Annotated in this window: 14 protein-coding genes; 7 read left to right on the forward strand and 7 right to left on the reverse strand. The window is 65.2% G+C overall.

The window, feature by feature from the left end; all coding sequences use genetic code 11:
* Nucleotides 1-36 precede the first annotated feature (36 nt).
* Nucleotides 37-747: an OmpA family protein gene (locus RRX38_RS10260; protein ID WP_295473594.1), complete on the reverse strand. Its 711-nt coding sequence runs from the start codon at nt 745-747 to the stop codon at nt 37-39.
* 282 nt (nt 748-1,029) lie between these two features.
* Here RRX38_RS10260 and RRX38_RS10265 point away from each other — a divergent pair, with 282 nt between their 5' ends.
* Nucleotides 1,030-1,527 (forward strand): DUF6231 family protein, encoded by a 498-nt coding sequence (locus RRX38_RS10265; protein WP_315962426.1) that lies wholly within the window; start codon nt 1,030-1,032, stop codon nt 1,525-1,527.
* Nucleotides 1,528-1,566: 39 nt separating this feature from the next.
* Here RRX38_RS10265 and RRX38_RS10270 read toward each other — a convergent pair whose 3' ends face one another.
* A complete protein-coding gene (locus RRX38_RS10270) occupies nt 1,567-2,304 on the reverse strand; it encodes a YitT family protein (protein WP_295473600.1) in 738 nt (245 codons plus the stop codon).
* A 184-nt stretch (nt 2,305-2,488) separates the two neighbouring features.
* Here RRX38_RS10270 and RRX38_RS10275 point away from each other — a divergent pair, with 184 nt between their 5' ends.
* Complete coding sequence (locus tag RRX38_RS10275; protein WP_295473603.1) at nt 2,489-2,953, forward strand: Lrp/AsnC family transcriptional regulator; 465 nt, start codon at nt 2,489-2,491, stop codon at nt 2,951-2,953.
* Nucleotides 2,954-3,114: 161 nt separating this feature from the next.
* Entirely contained in the window at nt 3,115-3,585 is a 471-nt protein-coding gene (locus RRX38_RS10280) for a YchJ family protein (RefSeq protein WP_295473606.1), read from the forward strand.
* Between the two features lie 203 nt (nt 3,586-3,788).
* Here the strand turns inward: RRX38_RS10280 and RRX38_RS10285 are convergent, their stop codons facing one another.
* Nucleotides 3,789-4,328: a hypothetical protein gene (locus RRX38_RS10285; protein ID WP_315962427.1), complete on the reverse strand. Its 540-nt coding sequence runs from the start codon at nt 4,326-4,328 to the stop codon at nt 3,789-3,791.
* A 123-nt stretch (nt 4,329-4,451) separates the two neighbouring features.
* On the opposite strand from RRX38_RS10285, the gene RRX38_RS10290 reads away from it, so the two are divergent.
* From RRX38_RS10290 to RRX38_RS10305, 4 genes are all read left to right on the forward strand, one after another.
* Nucleotides 4,452-4,955, forward strand: a complete 504-nt coding sequence (locus tag RRX38_RS10290) for an LEA type 2 family protein (RefSeq protein WP_295473612.1) — start codon at nt 4,452-4,454, stop codon at nt 4,953-4,955.
* On the forward strand, nt 4,952-5,149 hold the full coding sequence (locus tag RRX38_RS10295; RefSeq protein WP_295473614.1) for an SEC-C metal-binding domain-containing protein: 198 nt from the start codon (nt 4,952-4,954) through the stop codon (nt 5,147-5,149). The genes RRX38_RS10290 and RRX38_RS10295 overlap by 4 nt, the downstream gene beginning before the upstream one ends.
* A gap of 114 nt (nt 5,150-5,263) precedes the next feature.
* Entirely contained in the window at nt 5,264-5,908 is a 645-nt protein-coding gene (locus RRX38_RS10300) for a glutathione binding-like protein (protein ID WP_315962428.1), read from the forward strand.
* A 217-nt stretch (nt 5,909-6,125) separates the two neighbouring features.
* The gene (locus tag RRX38_RS10305) at nt 6,126-8,588 is read left to right on the forward strand and encodes a penicillin acylase family protein (protein WP_315962429.1); all 2,463 of its coding nucleotides are present in this window, start codon (nt 6,126-6,128) and stop codon (nt 8,586-8,588) included.
* Between the two features lie 450 nt (nt 8,589-9,038).
* On the opposite strand, the gene RRX38_RS10310 is transcribed toward RRX38_RS10305, so the two are convergent.
* The 4 genes from RRX38_RS10310 to RRX38_RS10325 form a co-directional block, all read right to left on the reverse strand.
* The gene (locus RRX38_RS10310; RefSeq protein ID WP_315962430.1) at nt 9,039-10,103 is read right to left on the reverse strand and encodes a UV damage endonuclease UvsE; all 1,065 of its coding nucleotides are present in this window, start codon (nt 10,101-10,103) and stop codon (nt 9,039-9,041) included.
* Nucleotides 10,104-10,300: 197 nt separating this feature from the next.
* Nucleotides 10,301-12,016: a methyl-accepting chemotaxis protein gene (locus RRX38_RS10315; RefSeq protein WP_410524883.1), complete on the reverse strand. Its 1,716-nt coding sequence runs from the start codon at nt 12,014-12,016 to the stop codon at nt 10,301-10,303.
* Between the two features lie 25 nt (nt 12,017-12,041).
* Nucleotides 12,042-13,403, reverse strand: coding sequence for an ATP-binding protein (locus RRX38_RS10320; protein ID WP_315962432.1), 1,362 nt, complete (start codon nt 13,401-13,403; stop codon nt 12,042-12,044).
* Nucleotides 13,400-14,062, reverse strand: coding sequence for a response regulator (locus tag RRX38_RS10325; RefSeq protein ID WP_315962433.1), 663 nt, complete (start codon nt 14,060-14,062; stop codon nt 13,400-13,402). The genes RRX38_RS10320 and RRX38_RS10325 overlap by 4 nt, the downstream gene beginning before the upstream one ends.
* Between the last annotated feature and the right edge of the window lie 6 nt (nt 14,063-14,068).

Below are 14,068 nucleotides of genomic sequence, written 5' to 3' on the forward strand. Positions count from 1 at the left end.
GCGCCAGTCGGGCCTTGGAACACGCAGCCGTGAAGATCAGCGGTTGATCTTGATCTCGACGCGACGGTTCAGGGCACGGCCTTCGGCGGTGCGGTTGTCAGCCACAGGATGGGCCTCGCCTTCACCGGTTACCGAGACGAACGAAGCACGCGGCACGCCGGTGCTGATCAGGTAGTCGGTCACCGAATGGGCACGGCGCTCGGACAGCTTCTGGTTGTAGGCGTCACTGCCGACGCTGTCGGTATGGCCGGTCACACGCAGCTGCACGTTGGCGGCTTCTTTGCGCAGGCGCCCGGCGATCACGTCCAGGTTGGTGCGGTCCGAAGCGGTCAGGCGTGCCGAGTCGAACTCGAACAGCACTTCCTTGTTGATGTTGATGACTTCTTCACGAGGCATCGGTGTAGGGGCGACCGGGACCGGCTCTGGCGCCGGTGGCGGGGCCAGCGGGCAGCCCGAAGCGTCGACCGGCGTGCCGCGTGGGGTGTTCGGGCACTTGTCGCGGCTGTTCGGTACACCGTCGCCATCGTCGTCACCGTCGCCATGCACGTAGCAGTAGGCGCCGGCCATCACGCCGACCGCGCCACCCAGGCTGGCCGCCACCGCCGCGGTCTGGAACGCGCCCACCGCCGCGCCGCCGAGGAAGCCGCCGGCCGCACATTTTGGCCAATCTTCCTTCTGCAGACCCGCACAACCCGTCAAAACACTGCTCACCAGAATCAAAGGTACAGCTGTCCGAAGCATATTCATTGTTCTGCACTCCCTAGGGGGCGGCGAGTCTGCCGCTGATGACGTTGCGAGGGCAATTTGCCACCGCGCTAGCGTTTGTCCTTTATCGATTCAAGAAGGTTCACCGCCCGGGCAGATAAAATTGCCGATTTTGCGAGCGTTTCGTCCTTTGCCGCTCGGCATTTGCCCCCCAGGGTGCAGACTAGAGGGGCTGGGAGGGTCGAGCGAAAAAACCGCCGATCCAGTAGACTTTTCGCCTGTCCCACCACCCTGTACCTGTCGCTTGCTCAGGAGAGCGTTTCGATGACTGCCGGTTTTTCCACCCGCACCCCGCAGCAAGCCCTGGCCGCCCTGCTCGACCGCTACGTCCCGGCACGCTTGCTGCTGATCGGCGCCGAAGACTTTCCGGCCCTGCAGGCGTTCCGCGAGGCACACCCGCAAACGCACGTGGCCGTCGCCGGCCCCGGCCCGCTGCCCGCCGAGCTGGCCGCGCAGCGCTTCGACCTGGCGCTGGTGGTCGATTGCCTGGAACACATGCCGCGCCGTGACGGCCTGCAACTGCTGGGCGGCATCCGCAACCTCAACGCCAGCCGCATCGCCGTACTGGCCGACCTGGCGGCCTGCGGCTGGCAGGAAACCGACTTCTTCGCCCTGGCCCTGCAGGCCAGCGAGCGCTTCGCCCGGAATGAGCAAGTGCTGACGCTGTTCACCTACGACCTGCGTGAATACAAGCAGGTGCCGGACTGGCTGAATGCCAAGTTCTGGGCCAACCCGGAAAACTTCGGCAAATACTGGTGGTAAGACCGCCGTTGCCCCCAGGCTGACGCCTGCAACGCGGCGTCAGCCGCGATAGCGACCCGGCTTGTGCCAGCGGATCAGCACCAGATTCATCGCCACGGTGCCGATCAGCGACCAGATCAGCTTGTCGGCCGGCATGAAGAACGCCGCCACGCCGAACAGGATGCAGTCGCAGACCAGCTGGGAGATGCCCGCGTTGATCGCGAACCGGCGCTGAATCCACAGCACCATGGCCCCCGTGCCGCCCATCGACGCGTTGTGCCGGGCCAGGCACAGGATGCCCATACCCAACAGCGTGCCGCCAATTACCCAGCCAATCTCCGGATTGATTCCCGAAGCATTGAGCGCCGGTGACACCAGCTTGACCCCCGCGCCCAACGCGAAGCTCACCAGCACGCTCTTGAGGGCGAAGCTGCGGCCCATGGTGAACAGGGCGAACAGCAGGAACGGCACGTTGATCAACGGCACCAGCAAGGCGGCCGAATAAGGACTGAGGAACGAGCCGAGCAGCGCCATGCCGGCGATACCGCCGGTAATCAGCCCGCTTTGACCGAGGATGGCGATGCCGGTAGCGGCCAGGGTGATGCCGGTGAACAGCCCGTAGGCATCGTCCACAGCGGTGTGCCGGGGGTAGGTGGTAGGGCTGTCGAGTGGCGTGTCTGTGCGGCCTGCTCCCCTGCTCTCGGCGTGCGGGCCGGCGGGGTTGCCAGAGCGGCTGTGTAGCGAGTGGACGGGATGGCCGACGAGGGCCTGCGGCGTCTGCTGATCGAGTGGATGCATGGCATGTCCTTGTGGGATTCCTGCCCTTGGCACCGCCCAGGTGGATCGCACCATCGGGCCTGCGCTGAAACCTTCTGGGTCTCGGGGCTGCGCCGCTATTGTGTGCGTCTTCGCACAAAAAGTGCTTCCGATTTTTTTGGCTGAAACCCTAAGATCCGAAAATATTTTTCTCGGTGGCCGGAAAATGCAAAAAAACCATCTCGACGACATAGACCGACGCATTCTCCAGATCCTCAGCCGCGATGCCCGCGCCAGCCTGCAGGAAATCGGCAAGCAGGTCGGCCTGTCGTCCAGCCCTTGCTGGCAGCGGATCAAGCGCATGGAAGAGTCCGGCCTTATCCAGGGCTACCAGGCACGTATCGACATGGCCGGGCTCGGCTATGGCGAAGGCCTGATCGTGATGGTGACCCTGGACCTGCATGGTGATGAAGCCATGCAGAAGTTCGAACAGGCGGTGGCCGAGATACCCGAGATCATTGAAGCGTGCCTGGTGTCGGGCGAGTACGATTACTTCCTGCGCCTGGCCGTGCGCGACACCCGCGACTACGAGCGCCTGCTGCGCGAGAAACTGTACAAAATCCCCGGCTTGCGACACTCGGTGTCGAGCTTCGTACTGCGTCAGCTAAAGGCCACCACTGCCCCGCTGTAGCGAACGCTGCGGGTCAGATCGCCCTTGCGGTCTGCCCGTCTCTCACCAACACTGTCTGCTGCTTTGTCCCGTTGCCCCGAGGTTTGCGATGCCCCCAATGCCACCTGGCTGTATGTCCATCAACGCCCTGCTACCGGCTTGGCCGCTGCGAGTGCCGAGCCATGAATAGCGCCAGTTGCCCCTGCGGCAGCGGCGACCTGCTGGCCAGCTGCTGCGGACGTTTTCATGGCGGGCAGCCGGCGCCCTGCGCCGAACGGCTGATGCGCTCGCGCTACAGCGCCTACGTGCTGGGTGAAGTGGATTATCTGCTGGGCACCACCTTGCCGGCGCAGCAACCAGGCCTCGATCGCCAGGCCATCGCCCAATGGAGCGCACAGAGCACCTGGCTGGGCCTGGACGTGGAAAGCACCGAGGTGCTGGGCGGCAAGCCAGAGCATGCCTTCGTGACCTTCACCGCGCGCTGGCACGACGAACAGGGCGAACACAGCCACCGCGAGCGTTCGGCCTTCGTGCAGAACCAGGGGCGCTGGTATTTCATCGACCCCACCGTGCCGCTCAAGGCTGGCCGCAACGACGCCTGCCCCTGTGGCAGCGGGCAGAAATTCAAGAAGTGCTGCGCAGCTTATCTATAAGTTCGGGGCGGGAACGGCTTTAGCCGCAATACAGGTCAGTTAGACCGGGTAGGAGCGGCTTCAGCCGCGAAGCGACTGTCTGTTCACAACAGATGCAGTGAATTTCCTGGCATTTTTGCGGCTAAAGCCGCTCCCACCGGGCCACATGACGCCTAACCGAACAGTATTGGCTTCAGCCGCGAATTCCCCAGCCCGGAAATCCGTCAGAGAATCTTGAGATGCGAGGTATCCGGTGCAGGGGCGGGCGCCGGTTTTTTCGCTTCGCCCATGTCGCTGCCCGGCGGGGCCAGGGTGATAGCGGACAGGTCAAGCTGTGGCGCCGGGGCGGGCGGAAGCGGGTCCTGCAGGGCGGCGCCCACCTCGGCCAACGGCAGGTCGGGCGCATCGACCGCACTGAAGGCAGCCATATAGACGTCACGCGGGGCGACTTCCAGACGCCCGGCCGCGGGTTTCTCACGCTGCAGCCAACTGGATGGGCCAGGCGGTGGGGCCAGCTCCACCTCCTCGATACGCGGGTGCATGTCGACCACTTCGCACAGCGCCCCGGCACGCTCCAGGGTCGAGCGGTACTTTTCTGCCGCCTGGGCATCGAGGTTGTTCTTGAGCACCAGGCGGCGGCCGGAAAACAGCAGCGCCATGCGTTGTTCGTCGGCCTGGAACAGCCGCGCCAGGTTGGCCTTGACCTTGTCGGGCTGCGCGCCTTCGAGCAGCCGACCGCTGAAGACGATTTCATAAAGGGTCATCGCGGGCCCTCCGGGTACATGTCGGCCGAGTATGGCCCAGGGCTGTTCGCGGGAACAAGACGATGGCTAAACTGGGCTCACAGGCAGGGTCACCGATGTCCGCTGCCATCGACGGAGCCCTGCATGGCGAACCCGGCATTGATCTGCACCCGCATTGGCCTGCTGGCCCTGCTGCTCGGCGCGCTGGGCGGCTGCGCCAGCTGGTGGGGCGGCGAACCCTATCAGCCACCGGGCCTGCGTCTGGTGAAGGTCGAGCCGGTGAAAATGCGTCTGCTGCAGCAGGACTTTCGCCTGTATTTCGAGATCGACAACCGTAATGACTCGCGCCTGTTCGTGCGCGGGCTGCACTACAAGGTGATGCTCGGCGAGCTGACCCTGGCCGAAGACCGGGTCAGCGACTGGTTCTTCGTCGCCCCGCACAGCCATGAACTCTACGAGGTGCCGGTGCGCACCAACCTGTGGCGCTACGCCAAACCCATCGCCGAGCGCCTGCGCCAGCGTGACCGGCCGATCCCCTACCGGCTCGAAGGCCGGCTCAAGACCGGGTTGCTGTTCAGGGACAGCGTGCGTATCGGCATCAATGGCGAGATAATGGGCGCCGATTCAATCATGGAGTTACCCCGATGAACCAACCCCACGTCCACGGTCCTGACTGCAACCACGATCATGACCACGACCATCATCACCACGGCCATGTACATGGTCCGCACTGCAACCACGAGCCTCAAGAGCCGGTGCGCAACGCCCTGAAGGACGTCGGTCGCAACGACCCCTGTCCCTGCGGCAGCGAGAAGAAATTCAAGAAGTGCCACGGCGCCTGACGCGCCGCCCGGTATCCACGGCCGGCCCCTCGCAGGCCGTTTTTGTTTGTGCCGGCAGCGCCCTGGAGGTAAAACAGCCGTTGCTTTCGGGTCATACCTTCAATGGAGCTGCCGATGATCGACCTGTATTACTGGACCACCCCCAACGGCCACAAGATCACCCTGTTCCTTGAGGAGGCCGGGCTGCCTTACCGGGTCATCCCGGTGAACATCGCCAAGAACGAGCAGTTCGCCCCCGCCTTCCTGGAAATCGCCCCCAACAACCGCATCCCGGCCATCGTCGATCAGGCACCGGCCGATGCCGGCGAGCCGCTGAGCCTGTTCGAGTCCGGGGCCATCCTGCAGTACCTGGCAGAAAAGACCGGGCGCTTTCTGCCCGCCGACCTGCGCGGCCGCCAGGAAACCCTGCAATGGCTGTACTGGCAGATGGGCGGGCTGGGGCCCATGGCCGGGCAGAATCACCACTTCAACCGCGCCGCTCCGGAAAAACTGCCCTACGCGATCAAGCGCTACGTAGACGAGACCGTACGGCTGTATGGCGTACTGAACAAGCGTCTGGCGGACCGACCGTTCGTCGCCGGCAGCGAGTACAGCATCGCTGACATGGCCATCTATCCATGGATTGCAAGGCACCCGTGGCAGAGCCTGAACCTGGACGACTTCGCTCACGTCAGGCGCTGGTTCGACACCATCGCCGAGCGGGACGCCACCCGCCGCGCCTACGCCGTGGCCGAGCGCATCAACCCTACCCCGCCCTGAAAGATCGCCCCCGGCGCAGGGCGCGGCGTGAGGTGCGGAAAATCCCGGCTGAAGCCGGTCCCACCGGGATGAGCGAGAGTCAGCCCGGCAGGCCCACTCGAGCGGGCGCGCCAGGGCCGAAATATTCCGCAATAAACCGCCCTGTCACGCTTGCGTGGCGCCGGGCGGCTCACTAACGTAGCGGCTTTTGCAGTTGCCACGTCGCCGGAGTTTCGCCATGGCCTCGCTTGTCCCTTCCCGTTCGCCTTCCCGCCTCGGCCTGGCCGCCGCCACCGCCGGTTTTCTCGGCCTTGCCGGCTGCCAGTTGGGCGGCGAAGACGCTTCGACCCTGCTGCCAGCTTCCGGCACCGTGGCCATCAAGGGCCTGGCCCAGAATGTCTCGATCCGCCGCAACCCGCAGGGTATGGCGCTGATCGAGAGCAGTTCGTTCCACGACGCGCTGTTCAGCCTCGGCTACCTGCACGCCGGCGAGCGCGCCGGGCAGATGTTCGGCATGCGCCTGCTGGCCCAGGGCCGCCTGGCCGAGGTCGCCGGTGCCGAGGCGCTGCCGGTGGACCGCCTGATGCGCGCCGCCAACCTCAAGCGCAGCGCCAGCGAGCTGTACAAGTCGGCCTCGCCACGCCTGCAGAAGTTCTTCGAAGTCTATGCCCGCGGGGTCAACGCCTACCTGTTCCGCTACCGCGACAAGCTGCCGGCGGAATTGGCCGACTACCGCCTGGAATACTGGCAACCGGAAGACTCGGCGCTGATCTTCGCGCTGCTGAGCTTCAACCAGTCGGTCAACCTGCAAGAAGAACTCGGCGCCCTGGCGCTGAGCCAGAAGGTCAGTGCCGACAAGCTCGCCTGGCTGCTGCCGACCTGGCCCGACGAGGCCCTGCCGTTCGCCGAGGCCGACAAACTCAAGGGCCTGAGCCTGGCCGGCCAGGGCCAGGCGTTGAACGACCTGAACCGCGTGGCCCGGCAACTGGCCGACCTCAACCTGATGGGCAACGCGCTGTCCAGCCAGTGGGCGGTAGGCCCGCAGCGCAGCCGCAGCGGCAAGAGCCTGCTGGCCAGCGAGATGCAGGTGCCTGCCGGACCTGGCGCTGGCTGGAGCCTGGTGCAGATCAACGCCCCCAAGTACCAGGCCTCTGGCGTGACCCTGGCTGGCCTGCCGCTGCAGCTCAGCGGCTTCAACGGCAAGCTGGCGTGGAGCATGGGCAGCCTGAAGGGTGACAACCAGGATCTGTTCCTGGAAAAGCTCAAGCGCGACAACGGCCGCGTGCAGTACCTGGCCGACGGCAAATGGCTGCCAGCGGCCAGCCACCAGGAAACCTTCCTGGTCAAGGGCGGCCAGCCGGTGCGCGAAACCGTCTACAGCACCCGCCATGGCGACCTGCTCGACACCGGCAACGGTGCCCTGGGGCTGGCCCTGCAGCTGCCGGACTTCAAGGATGACAAGAGCCTCGACGCGTTCTTCGACCTGTCCCGCGCCACCAACGTGGAACGCGGCTTCGACAGCAGCCGCGAGATCCGCGCCATCGGCCTGAACATGCTGTTCGCCGACGCCGGCCATGTGGCCTGGCAGGTCACCGGCCGCTACCCGAACCGTCGCGACGGCCAAGGCCTGCTGCCCTCGCCGGGCTGGGACGGCCGCTACGACTGGGACGGCTTCGCCGACGCCATGCTCCACCCCTACGACCAGGACCCGCAGCAAGGCTGGCTGGGCACCGCCGGCAACCGCGTGGCGCCCAAGGGCTACGGCATGCAGCTGTCCAACAGCTGGGGCTACCCGTCACGTGCCGAACGCCTGGCCGAGCTGGCCAACGCCGGCAAGCAGGACGTGCGCAGCAGCATCGCCATGCAGTACGACCAGAACACACCATTCGCCACGCGGCTCAAGCAGATGTTCGAGGCACCGGGCATGGCCAAGCCGCTCAAGCAGGCCATCGACGCGCTGCCCGAAACCGAGCGCGGCAAGGCGCGGGAAGCCTACAGCCGGCTGATGGCCTTCGACGGCAACCTGAGCGCCGGCTCCGCCGATGCCGCCCTGTTTGAGCTGTTCTTGCAGGAAAGCGCACGGCTGACCTTCCAGGACGAACTCGGCGGCGCCGACAGCCCGGCCTGGCAGGCCCTGGTGGCGCAGGCGCGTTCGACCTGGTCGGCGCAGGCCGACCACCTGCTGGGCCGCGACGACAGCCCGTTCTGGGACGACACGCGCACCGCGCAGAAAGAAGACAAGCCAACGATTCTGGCACGCAGCCTGGCTGCGGCGATCAACGCCGGGGAAAGCCAGTTGGGCAGTGACCACAAGGCCTGGCAGTGGGGCAAGCTGCACCGCTACGACTGGAGCCCGTCGCGCAACCCACTGGCCCGCTACCTGGGCGGTGAAGGCCGCTTCGAGCACGCCCCGGTGCCTTTTGGTGGCGACCACGGCAGCCTGGCCGCCGCGCCTTACGCCTGGGGCCAGGACTTCAACGTCCTGCCGGCCGCCAGCCTGCGCATGATCATCGACTTCAGCCAGAGCGAACCCTTGCAGGCGGTAGTCAGCACCGGCCAGTCGGGCAACCCGGCCAGCCCGTACTACGCCAACAGCATCGACGCTTGGCTGAAAGCGCAGTACAGCACCCTGCCGGTACAGCAACAGAACTACGAACGCGGCTACGGCAAGCAGCGCCTGACCCTCACCCCCGGCAAATAAGCCTGGGCTCTGTATGAAAAATCGCCGAGCGAAGGTCTGGCGTCATGGGTCTCGGGTTGGCTTTAGCGGCGAAAGCGCCAGGAAATTCACGGCATCTGTTGTGAGCAGGCGGTCGCTTCGCGGCTGAAGCCGCTCCCACCGGGCCATATGCCGCTTAACCGAACAGTATTGCGGTTAATCCCAATGCAGGTCAGTTAGGCCGTGGGAGCGAGCTTGCTCGCGAAGGCGGCGTCACGTTCACAACAGATGCAGCGACTTTGCCAGCTTTTCGCGAGCAAGCTCGCTCCCACTAAAGCCGCAAAGCGCTTAACCGAACAGTATTGCGGTTAAACCCAATACTGGTCAGTTAGCCGGGAAGCGCTTGATCGAAGGGGATTGAGCCTGAGGATGGATCACTCAGGCGCGGGTTGGTTTTTTCCGGGAGCAAGCCGATTGCCCCCCTTCAAGCCTTCAGCCGGCCCCGGGCACTGACGGGGCCGACCGGCCCGGCGCCGCGCCCTTCACCCACTGCTCATAGAACGCCAGGCTGGCCAGGTTCTTGTCCTTGGCTTCGATCATCATGTCGAAACGGTCGAGGAACTGCAGTGCATAGCGGTTGCTCCAGTGGTTCCACATGCGCTCGCTATGCCCGTACAGGTCACGCTTGGACACGCGTCGCAACAAGCGCTCCATTTCCAGCTTGCGGTTGGCAGCGAAGCCCAGCGCCTGCAGGTCCTCGGGAGGCTGCGAGTAGTGCATCACCGGGCGCACCCCCCGCCAGCTGTCGATGATCTGCGCCACCCGTGGATCGTGCGGGTCGATGTAACCTTCCTCGTGAATCCAGCAGTGATGGATGTCCAGCACCACCGGCGCCAGGTCGGCCAGCTGCAGGCAGTCGTCCACGCCGTAGGTCTTCTCTTCGTTCTCGAAGGTGATGCACAGACGCGCCACCTGCGACAGGCGTGGCCACAGCCGGCGGATGCCCTCCACCCCCAATCGCCCGGCAACATGCACGTTGCACTTGAAGTCCTGGAACTGCCGCCCGTAGCCCAGCATACGGATCACGTCGGCGTGGTACTCGAACTCGGCCAGGCTGTTCTCCACTACCGCTGGCTTGTCCGAACCCAGCACGCAGTATTGCCCGGGATGCAGCGACAGACGAATGTCCGCCGCCCTTGCCCGCTCGCCCACCGCCGCCAGACAACGCGCCAGCCACTGCTCGATGGCCGGCTCACGGTAGAAGTCACGCCATTGCGGATGGCTGTAGAACGGCAGCAGGTCGCTGGACAGCCGCAGCATATGCAGCCTGGGAGGCAACTGCGCCACGTAGTCGAGCAGGCGCAACTGCGCGTCGAGGTTATGCGTGACGACCTCCACCAGTTTGGCCCGCGCCAAGGCAGGCTCGACGCTGTTCAACCAGCGCAGGGTTGTCGTACGCGGGTTGAACGGCGCTTCCACCCGCTTGATGGAGGCCGCAGAAAGGCCTCGCTCGGGGTGGCGATACTGACAGGCGAAGCCGATTCGCGGTGCGGTCATGGCAACTTCCGGGATGAGGTCATTTCCCTCAGACCGCGCCCATCGGCACACGTCCCCGGAAAATAATGGCCAGTAGCTACATATAGTGACGCCACACCCTAGCCAGTTGCCATACACCGCGACAAAAATACCGCGCCAGCCACCCGTCAGTCAGCATCCCGGGCACGAGAAGCCCCTATTGGCCCCTGTCCACCCGCTCAGATGACGAAGCGCCCCACCAGCGTGTCGAGCTGCCCGGCCAGGCGCGACATTTCCTGGCTGGCCGCCGAGGTCTGCCCGGCAGCCGCCGCACTGCGTGCCGACAGGTCGCGGATGCTGACCAGGTTCTCGTCTACCGAGCGCGCGACCTGGGCCTGCTCCTCGGACGCCGTCGCGATGAGCAGGTTGCGCTCGTTGATGTCGCTGATGGCTTCGGCGATCTGGGCAATGGCCTCGCCGGTGTCGTTGGCACTGGCCAGGGTTTCGCCCACTTCGCTGTCGCTGCGGCGCATCGAGGTGACCGTTGCTTCGGAATTGCCCTGAATCTCGGCGATCATCTTCTCGATCTCCTGAGTCGACAGCTGGGTGCGGTGCGCCAGCGCCCTGACCTCGTCGGCTACCACCGCAAAACCTCGCCCCTGTTCACCGGCCCGCGCCGCTTCGATGGCCGCGTTGAGGGCCAGCAGGTTGGTCTGTTCGGCAATGGTGCGGATCACATCCAGCACCTTTGCGATGTCGTGGCTTTTCGAAGCCAGGTCTTCGACATCACTGCGGGTCTTGCGCACGCTGTCGCTGAGCCGCTTGATCGAGGCGATGGTGGTGTTGACCTTGTCCTTGCCCAGCCGCGCGGCCTGCTCGGAACGCTGACTGGACTGCGAGGCCGCCGAGGCGTTGCGCGCCACCTCCTCCACCGCTGCGGTCATCTCGTTCACGGCCGTGGCGGCCTGGTCGGTTTCCATGCTCTGCTGCTCGGCCGTGGCGGTGGTTTCGCGGGTAACGGTATTGAGCTGGCCAGCGGCCTGGCTGAGTTGCATGGACGACTGGCCGATCAGGTCGAGCATCGAACGCAGGTTATCGCGCATGGTCAGGGTCGCGCTTTCCAGGCGAGTGAGTTCGTCCGCGCCCTGGGCGCTGATATCGGCGCGCAGGTTGCCGTTGGCGATCTGCTCGGTGGCCACCAGCAAGGCACGCACCGGGCGCAGGATGCTGTTGATGAACACCCGCGCGATCAGCACTGTCAGCACCAGCGCCAGCAGGCTCACGCCACCGATCAGGCGCACGCCGCTGACCTGTGCCTCATGGGCCTCATTGCTGGACGCATCGGCACCGGCCTCGTTGATGGCAATGAGTTTTTCCAGGTCGACCTGCAACTTGGCGGCCACCGGTTTGGTCACGGTACGGATGATCCCGCCCAGCTGCTGCACCGTGGCATCCTTGCCGGCAGCGACCAGCTGGTCGATAGAGGCGATATAGGCGTCGACATCGGCCGACACCTCGCGGTACAGCGCTGCCTCCTCCGGCGAGGACACCAGCGGGCCGTAGGCTTGTACCTCGGCCTTCATGCGGCTGCGGAACTGGTCCAGTGTCGCCAGCGACTCAGCGCTCATGCGGTCATCGTCCATGGAGAAACGCCGCGCATCGACGCGATACATCAGCGCGGCCGTCTGGACCTTGCCAGCCTGGCGTACGCTGGGCATCCAGTCGCGGTGCAGCTCGACCACCGACTCGTCGATGGTGCGCAGCTGCCAGACCGCGCTGCCGCCAATCACCAGCAGCAACAGGCAGATGCAACCGAAGGCCAGGACGGTACGGGTGGTGAGTGACAGGTTTCTTGTATTCATGGTCATTCCCCCTGCGGCAGAGCGGAGCATTCCCTGATCGCGCCACACCGGATTAATGGCAGTGTGCCTTTTCTCTGTGTCTGCCACTGCCATGCTTTCTTTACACGTAAGGGGAAAATTACAGCCGAACGGTCAAGGACGCCCGCAAACCGCGTTCCAGACGGTTCTCCAGGCTTATGGAACCGTGCAGGCGGCGGGCGATGGCCTGAACGATCGCCAGCCCCAGGCCCACGCCCTCTTCGTTGCCCTGGCTGAAGAAACGCTCGAACAGACGCTCCTGCTGCGCCGGGCTGATACCCGGCCCTTCGTCGTCGACCTGCAGGGTCATCGCCGTTGTGCTGAACAACAGCGACACCGTGACCTGGCCACCAGGCGGGGAAAACTTCACGGCGTTGGAAACCAGGTTCTGCAGGGCGATTTCCAGCAATGCGGCATCGGTGTCCACCGTACGCCGCGCTTCATCGCACTGGAACGCCAGCTCCACGCCACGGCCGATGACCCAGGGCGTGAGCTGGGCGATGGCGTCACGAATGACCGCCACTGCATCCACCGCACCCAGGTGAATCGGCGCATTGGGTTCCAGGCGGGCAATGGTCAGCAATTGGTTGACCAGCCGCGTGGTGCGCTCCACCCCCACCATCAGGTAATTCAGCGAGGCCCGGCGCTCCGCCTCGGTGGGGGCTTCCTGCAGGCTCTGCGCATGCACCTTGAGCACCGCCAGCGGCGTGCGCATCTCATGGGCGGCATCGGCAATGAAGCGCCGCTCGCGGTGCAGCAGCTCCTGCACCTGGGCCAGCAGACGGTTGAGCGCCGCCTGCATGGGTTCCAGCTCCAACGGCAGAGGCGCCAGGCTCAGCGGCTCCAGCGAACCGGGACTGCGGTTGCGCAAGGTGCGCGCCAGATCGTTGAGCGGCTTGAGGCCGATGCCGATGGCCAGCCAGACAATGGCCACCAGAATCAGGCTGCCGACGATGTTCGGCAGCAGGGTGTGATGGATGATGCGCCCGACCAGGTCGGCGCGCACATCATCGCGCTCGCCCACCCAGATCCGCAGGTCGTGCTGCGCATCGTCCATGACGAACACCCGCCAGCGGCGACCTTGCGGGTCGGTGAGGTTGTGAAAGCCGAGCACCTGCGCAGAACCGTCGAGCGTCGGCGCGCTGGTGGTGTGGACCAGTAGGCGGCCATCACCGGCCCAGACCTGAAAGGCCATCTTGCCCTCGTAGGGATGCCCTGCAGTACGCGGGTCGGCCTGCTGCAAGGCACGGTCGAAGGCCTGGTAGAGCTGCTCGTGTTCGGCACGCTCCAGTGGCATGCGCATCACCCCCTGCAGCAGGCGAGCGTGCTGGGCCAGCTGCGCGTCGTAGATCTCGGCAATTTCGTGATTGCTGTCGTGGACGTTGACCAGGGTCATGATCGACAGGCCCACCAGCAAGACGCCGATGATCAGCGTCAGGGTCCGGCGCCGGATCGACCTCAAGGCTGCTGCTCCGCCATGTAGCCCACGCCGCGAATGGTGCGGATCAGGCTGCTGTAGAACTTCTTGCGCAGGTTATGGATGTGCACTTCGAGGGTGTTGCTCTCGGCCTCCTCGCTCCAGCCGTAAAGCAACTGCACCAGGCGCTCGCGGGTCATCACCCGGCCTGCCGGTGACAACAGTTCGTGCAGCAGTTGGTATTCCTTGGGGGTCAGGGACACCGGCTCGTCGTCGAGGGTCACCCGCTGGGAACCGGGGTTGAGGGTAATGCGCCCGTGCTCGATCAGCACCTGCGCACGCCCGGCGCTGCGCCGCAGCAAAGCGCGCAGGCGGGCCTTGAGTTCGGCCAGGTCGAAGGGCTTGACCAGATAATCGTCGGCACCGGCATCCAACCCGGCGATGCGGTCTTCGGTGGCATCGCGGGCGGTAAGGATCAGCACCGGCAGTGTCGAGCCACTGGCGCGCAGGCGAGACAGCACCTGCAGGCCATCCAGGCGCGGCAGGCCCAGGTCGAGTACCGCCACGTCGAAACTCTCGCTGAGCAAGGCATGCAGCGCGCTGGCGCCATCCTTGAGCCAATCCACGGTGTAGCCGTCGCGGGTGAGCACTTGATGGATGCCCTCGCCCAGCGCCGTGTCGTCCTCGATCAGTAACAGCCGCATGCCTGC

The sequence above is a fragment of the Pseudomonas sp. DTU_2021_1001937_2_SI_NGA_ILE_001 genome (assembly GCF_032463525.1).
Lineage (GTDB): Bacteria > Pseudomonadota > Gammaproteobacteria > Pseudomonadales > Pseudomonadaceae > Aquipseudomonas.

What these genes read in the sequence shown, in the direction of transcription:
- RRX38_RS10295 (WP_295473614.1), top strand. Translation starts at nt 4,952, where the DNA reads ATGAACCAACCCCACGTCCACGGTCCTGACTGCAACCACGATCATGAC.
- RRX38_RS10300 (WP_315962428.1), top strand. Translation starts at nt 5,264, where the DNA reads ATGATCGACCTGTATTACTGGACCACCCCCAACGGCCACAAGATCACC.
- RRX38_RS10285 (WP_315962427.1), bottom strand. Translation starts at nt 4,328, where the DNA reads ATGACCCTTTATGAAATCGTCTTCAGCGGTCGGCTGCTCGAAGGCGCG.
- RRX38_RS10290 (WP_295473612.1), top strand. Translation starts at nt 4,452, where the DNA reads ATGGCGAACCCGGCATTGATCTGCACCCGCATTGGCCTGCTGGCCCTG.
- RRX38_RS10265 (WP_315962426.1), top strand. Translation starts at nt 1,030, where the DNA reads ATGACTGCCGGTTTTTCCACCCGCACCCCGCAGCAAGCCCTGGCCGCC.
- RRX38_RS10275 (WP_295473603.1), top strand. Translation starts at nt 2,489, where the DNA reads ATGCAAAAAAACCATCTCGACGACATAGACCGACGCATTCTCCAGATC.
- RRX38_RS10315 (WP_410524883.1), bottom strand. Translation starts at nt 12,016, where the DNA reads ATGGCAGTGGCAGACACAGAGAAAAGGCACACTGCCATTAATCCGGTG.
- RRX38_RS10325 (WP_315962433.1), bottom strand. Translation starts at nt 14,062, where the DNA reads ATGCGGCTGTTACTGATCGAGGACGACACGGCGCTGGGCGAGGGCATC.
- RRX38_RS10260 (WP_295473594.1), bottom strand. Translation starts at nt 747, where the DNA reads ATGAATATGCTTCGGACAGCTGTACCTTTGATTCTGGTGAGCAGTGTT.
- RRX38_RS10270 (WP_295473600.1), bottom strand. Translation starts at nt 2,304, where the DNA reads ATGCATCCACTCGATCAGCAGACGCCGCAGGCCCTCGTCGGCCATCCC.
- RRX38_RS10310 (WP_315962430.1), bottom strand. Translation starts at nt 10,103, where the DNA reads ATGACCGCACCGCGAATCGGCTTCGCCTGTCAGTATCGCCACCCCGAG.
- RRX38_RS10305 (WP_315962429.1), top strand. Translation starts at nt 6,126, where the DNA reads ATGGCCTCGCTTGTCCCTTCCCGTTCGCCTTCCCGCCTCGGCCTGGCC.
- RRX38_RS10280 (WP_295473606.1), top strand. Translation starts at nt 3,115, where the DNA reads ATGAATAGCGCCAGTTGCCCCTGCGGCAGCGGCGACCTGCTGGCCAGC.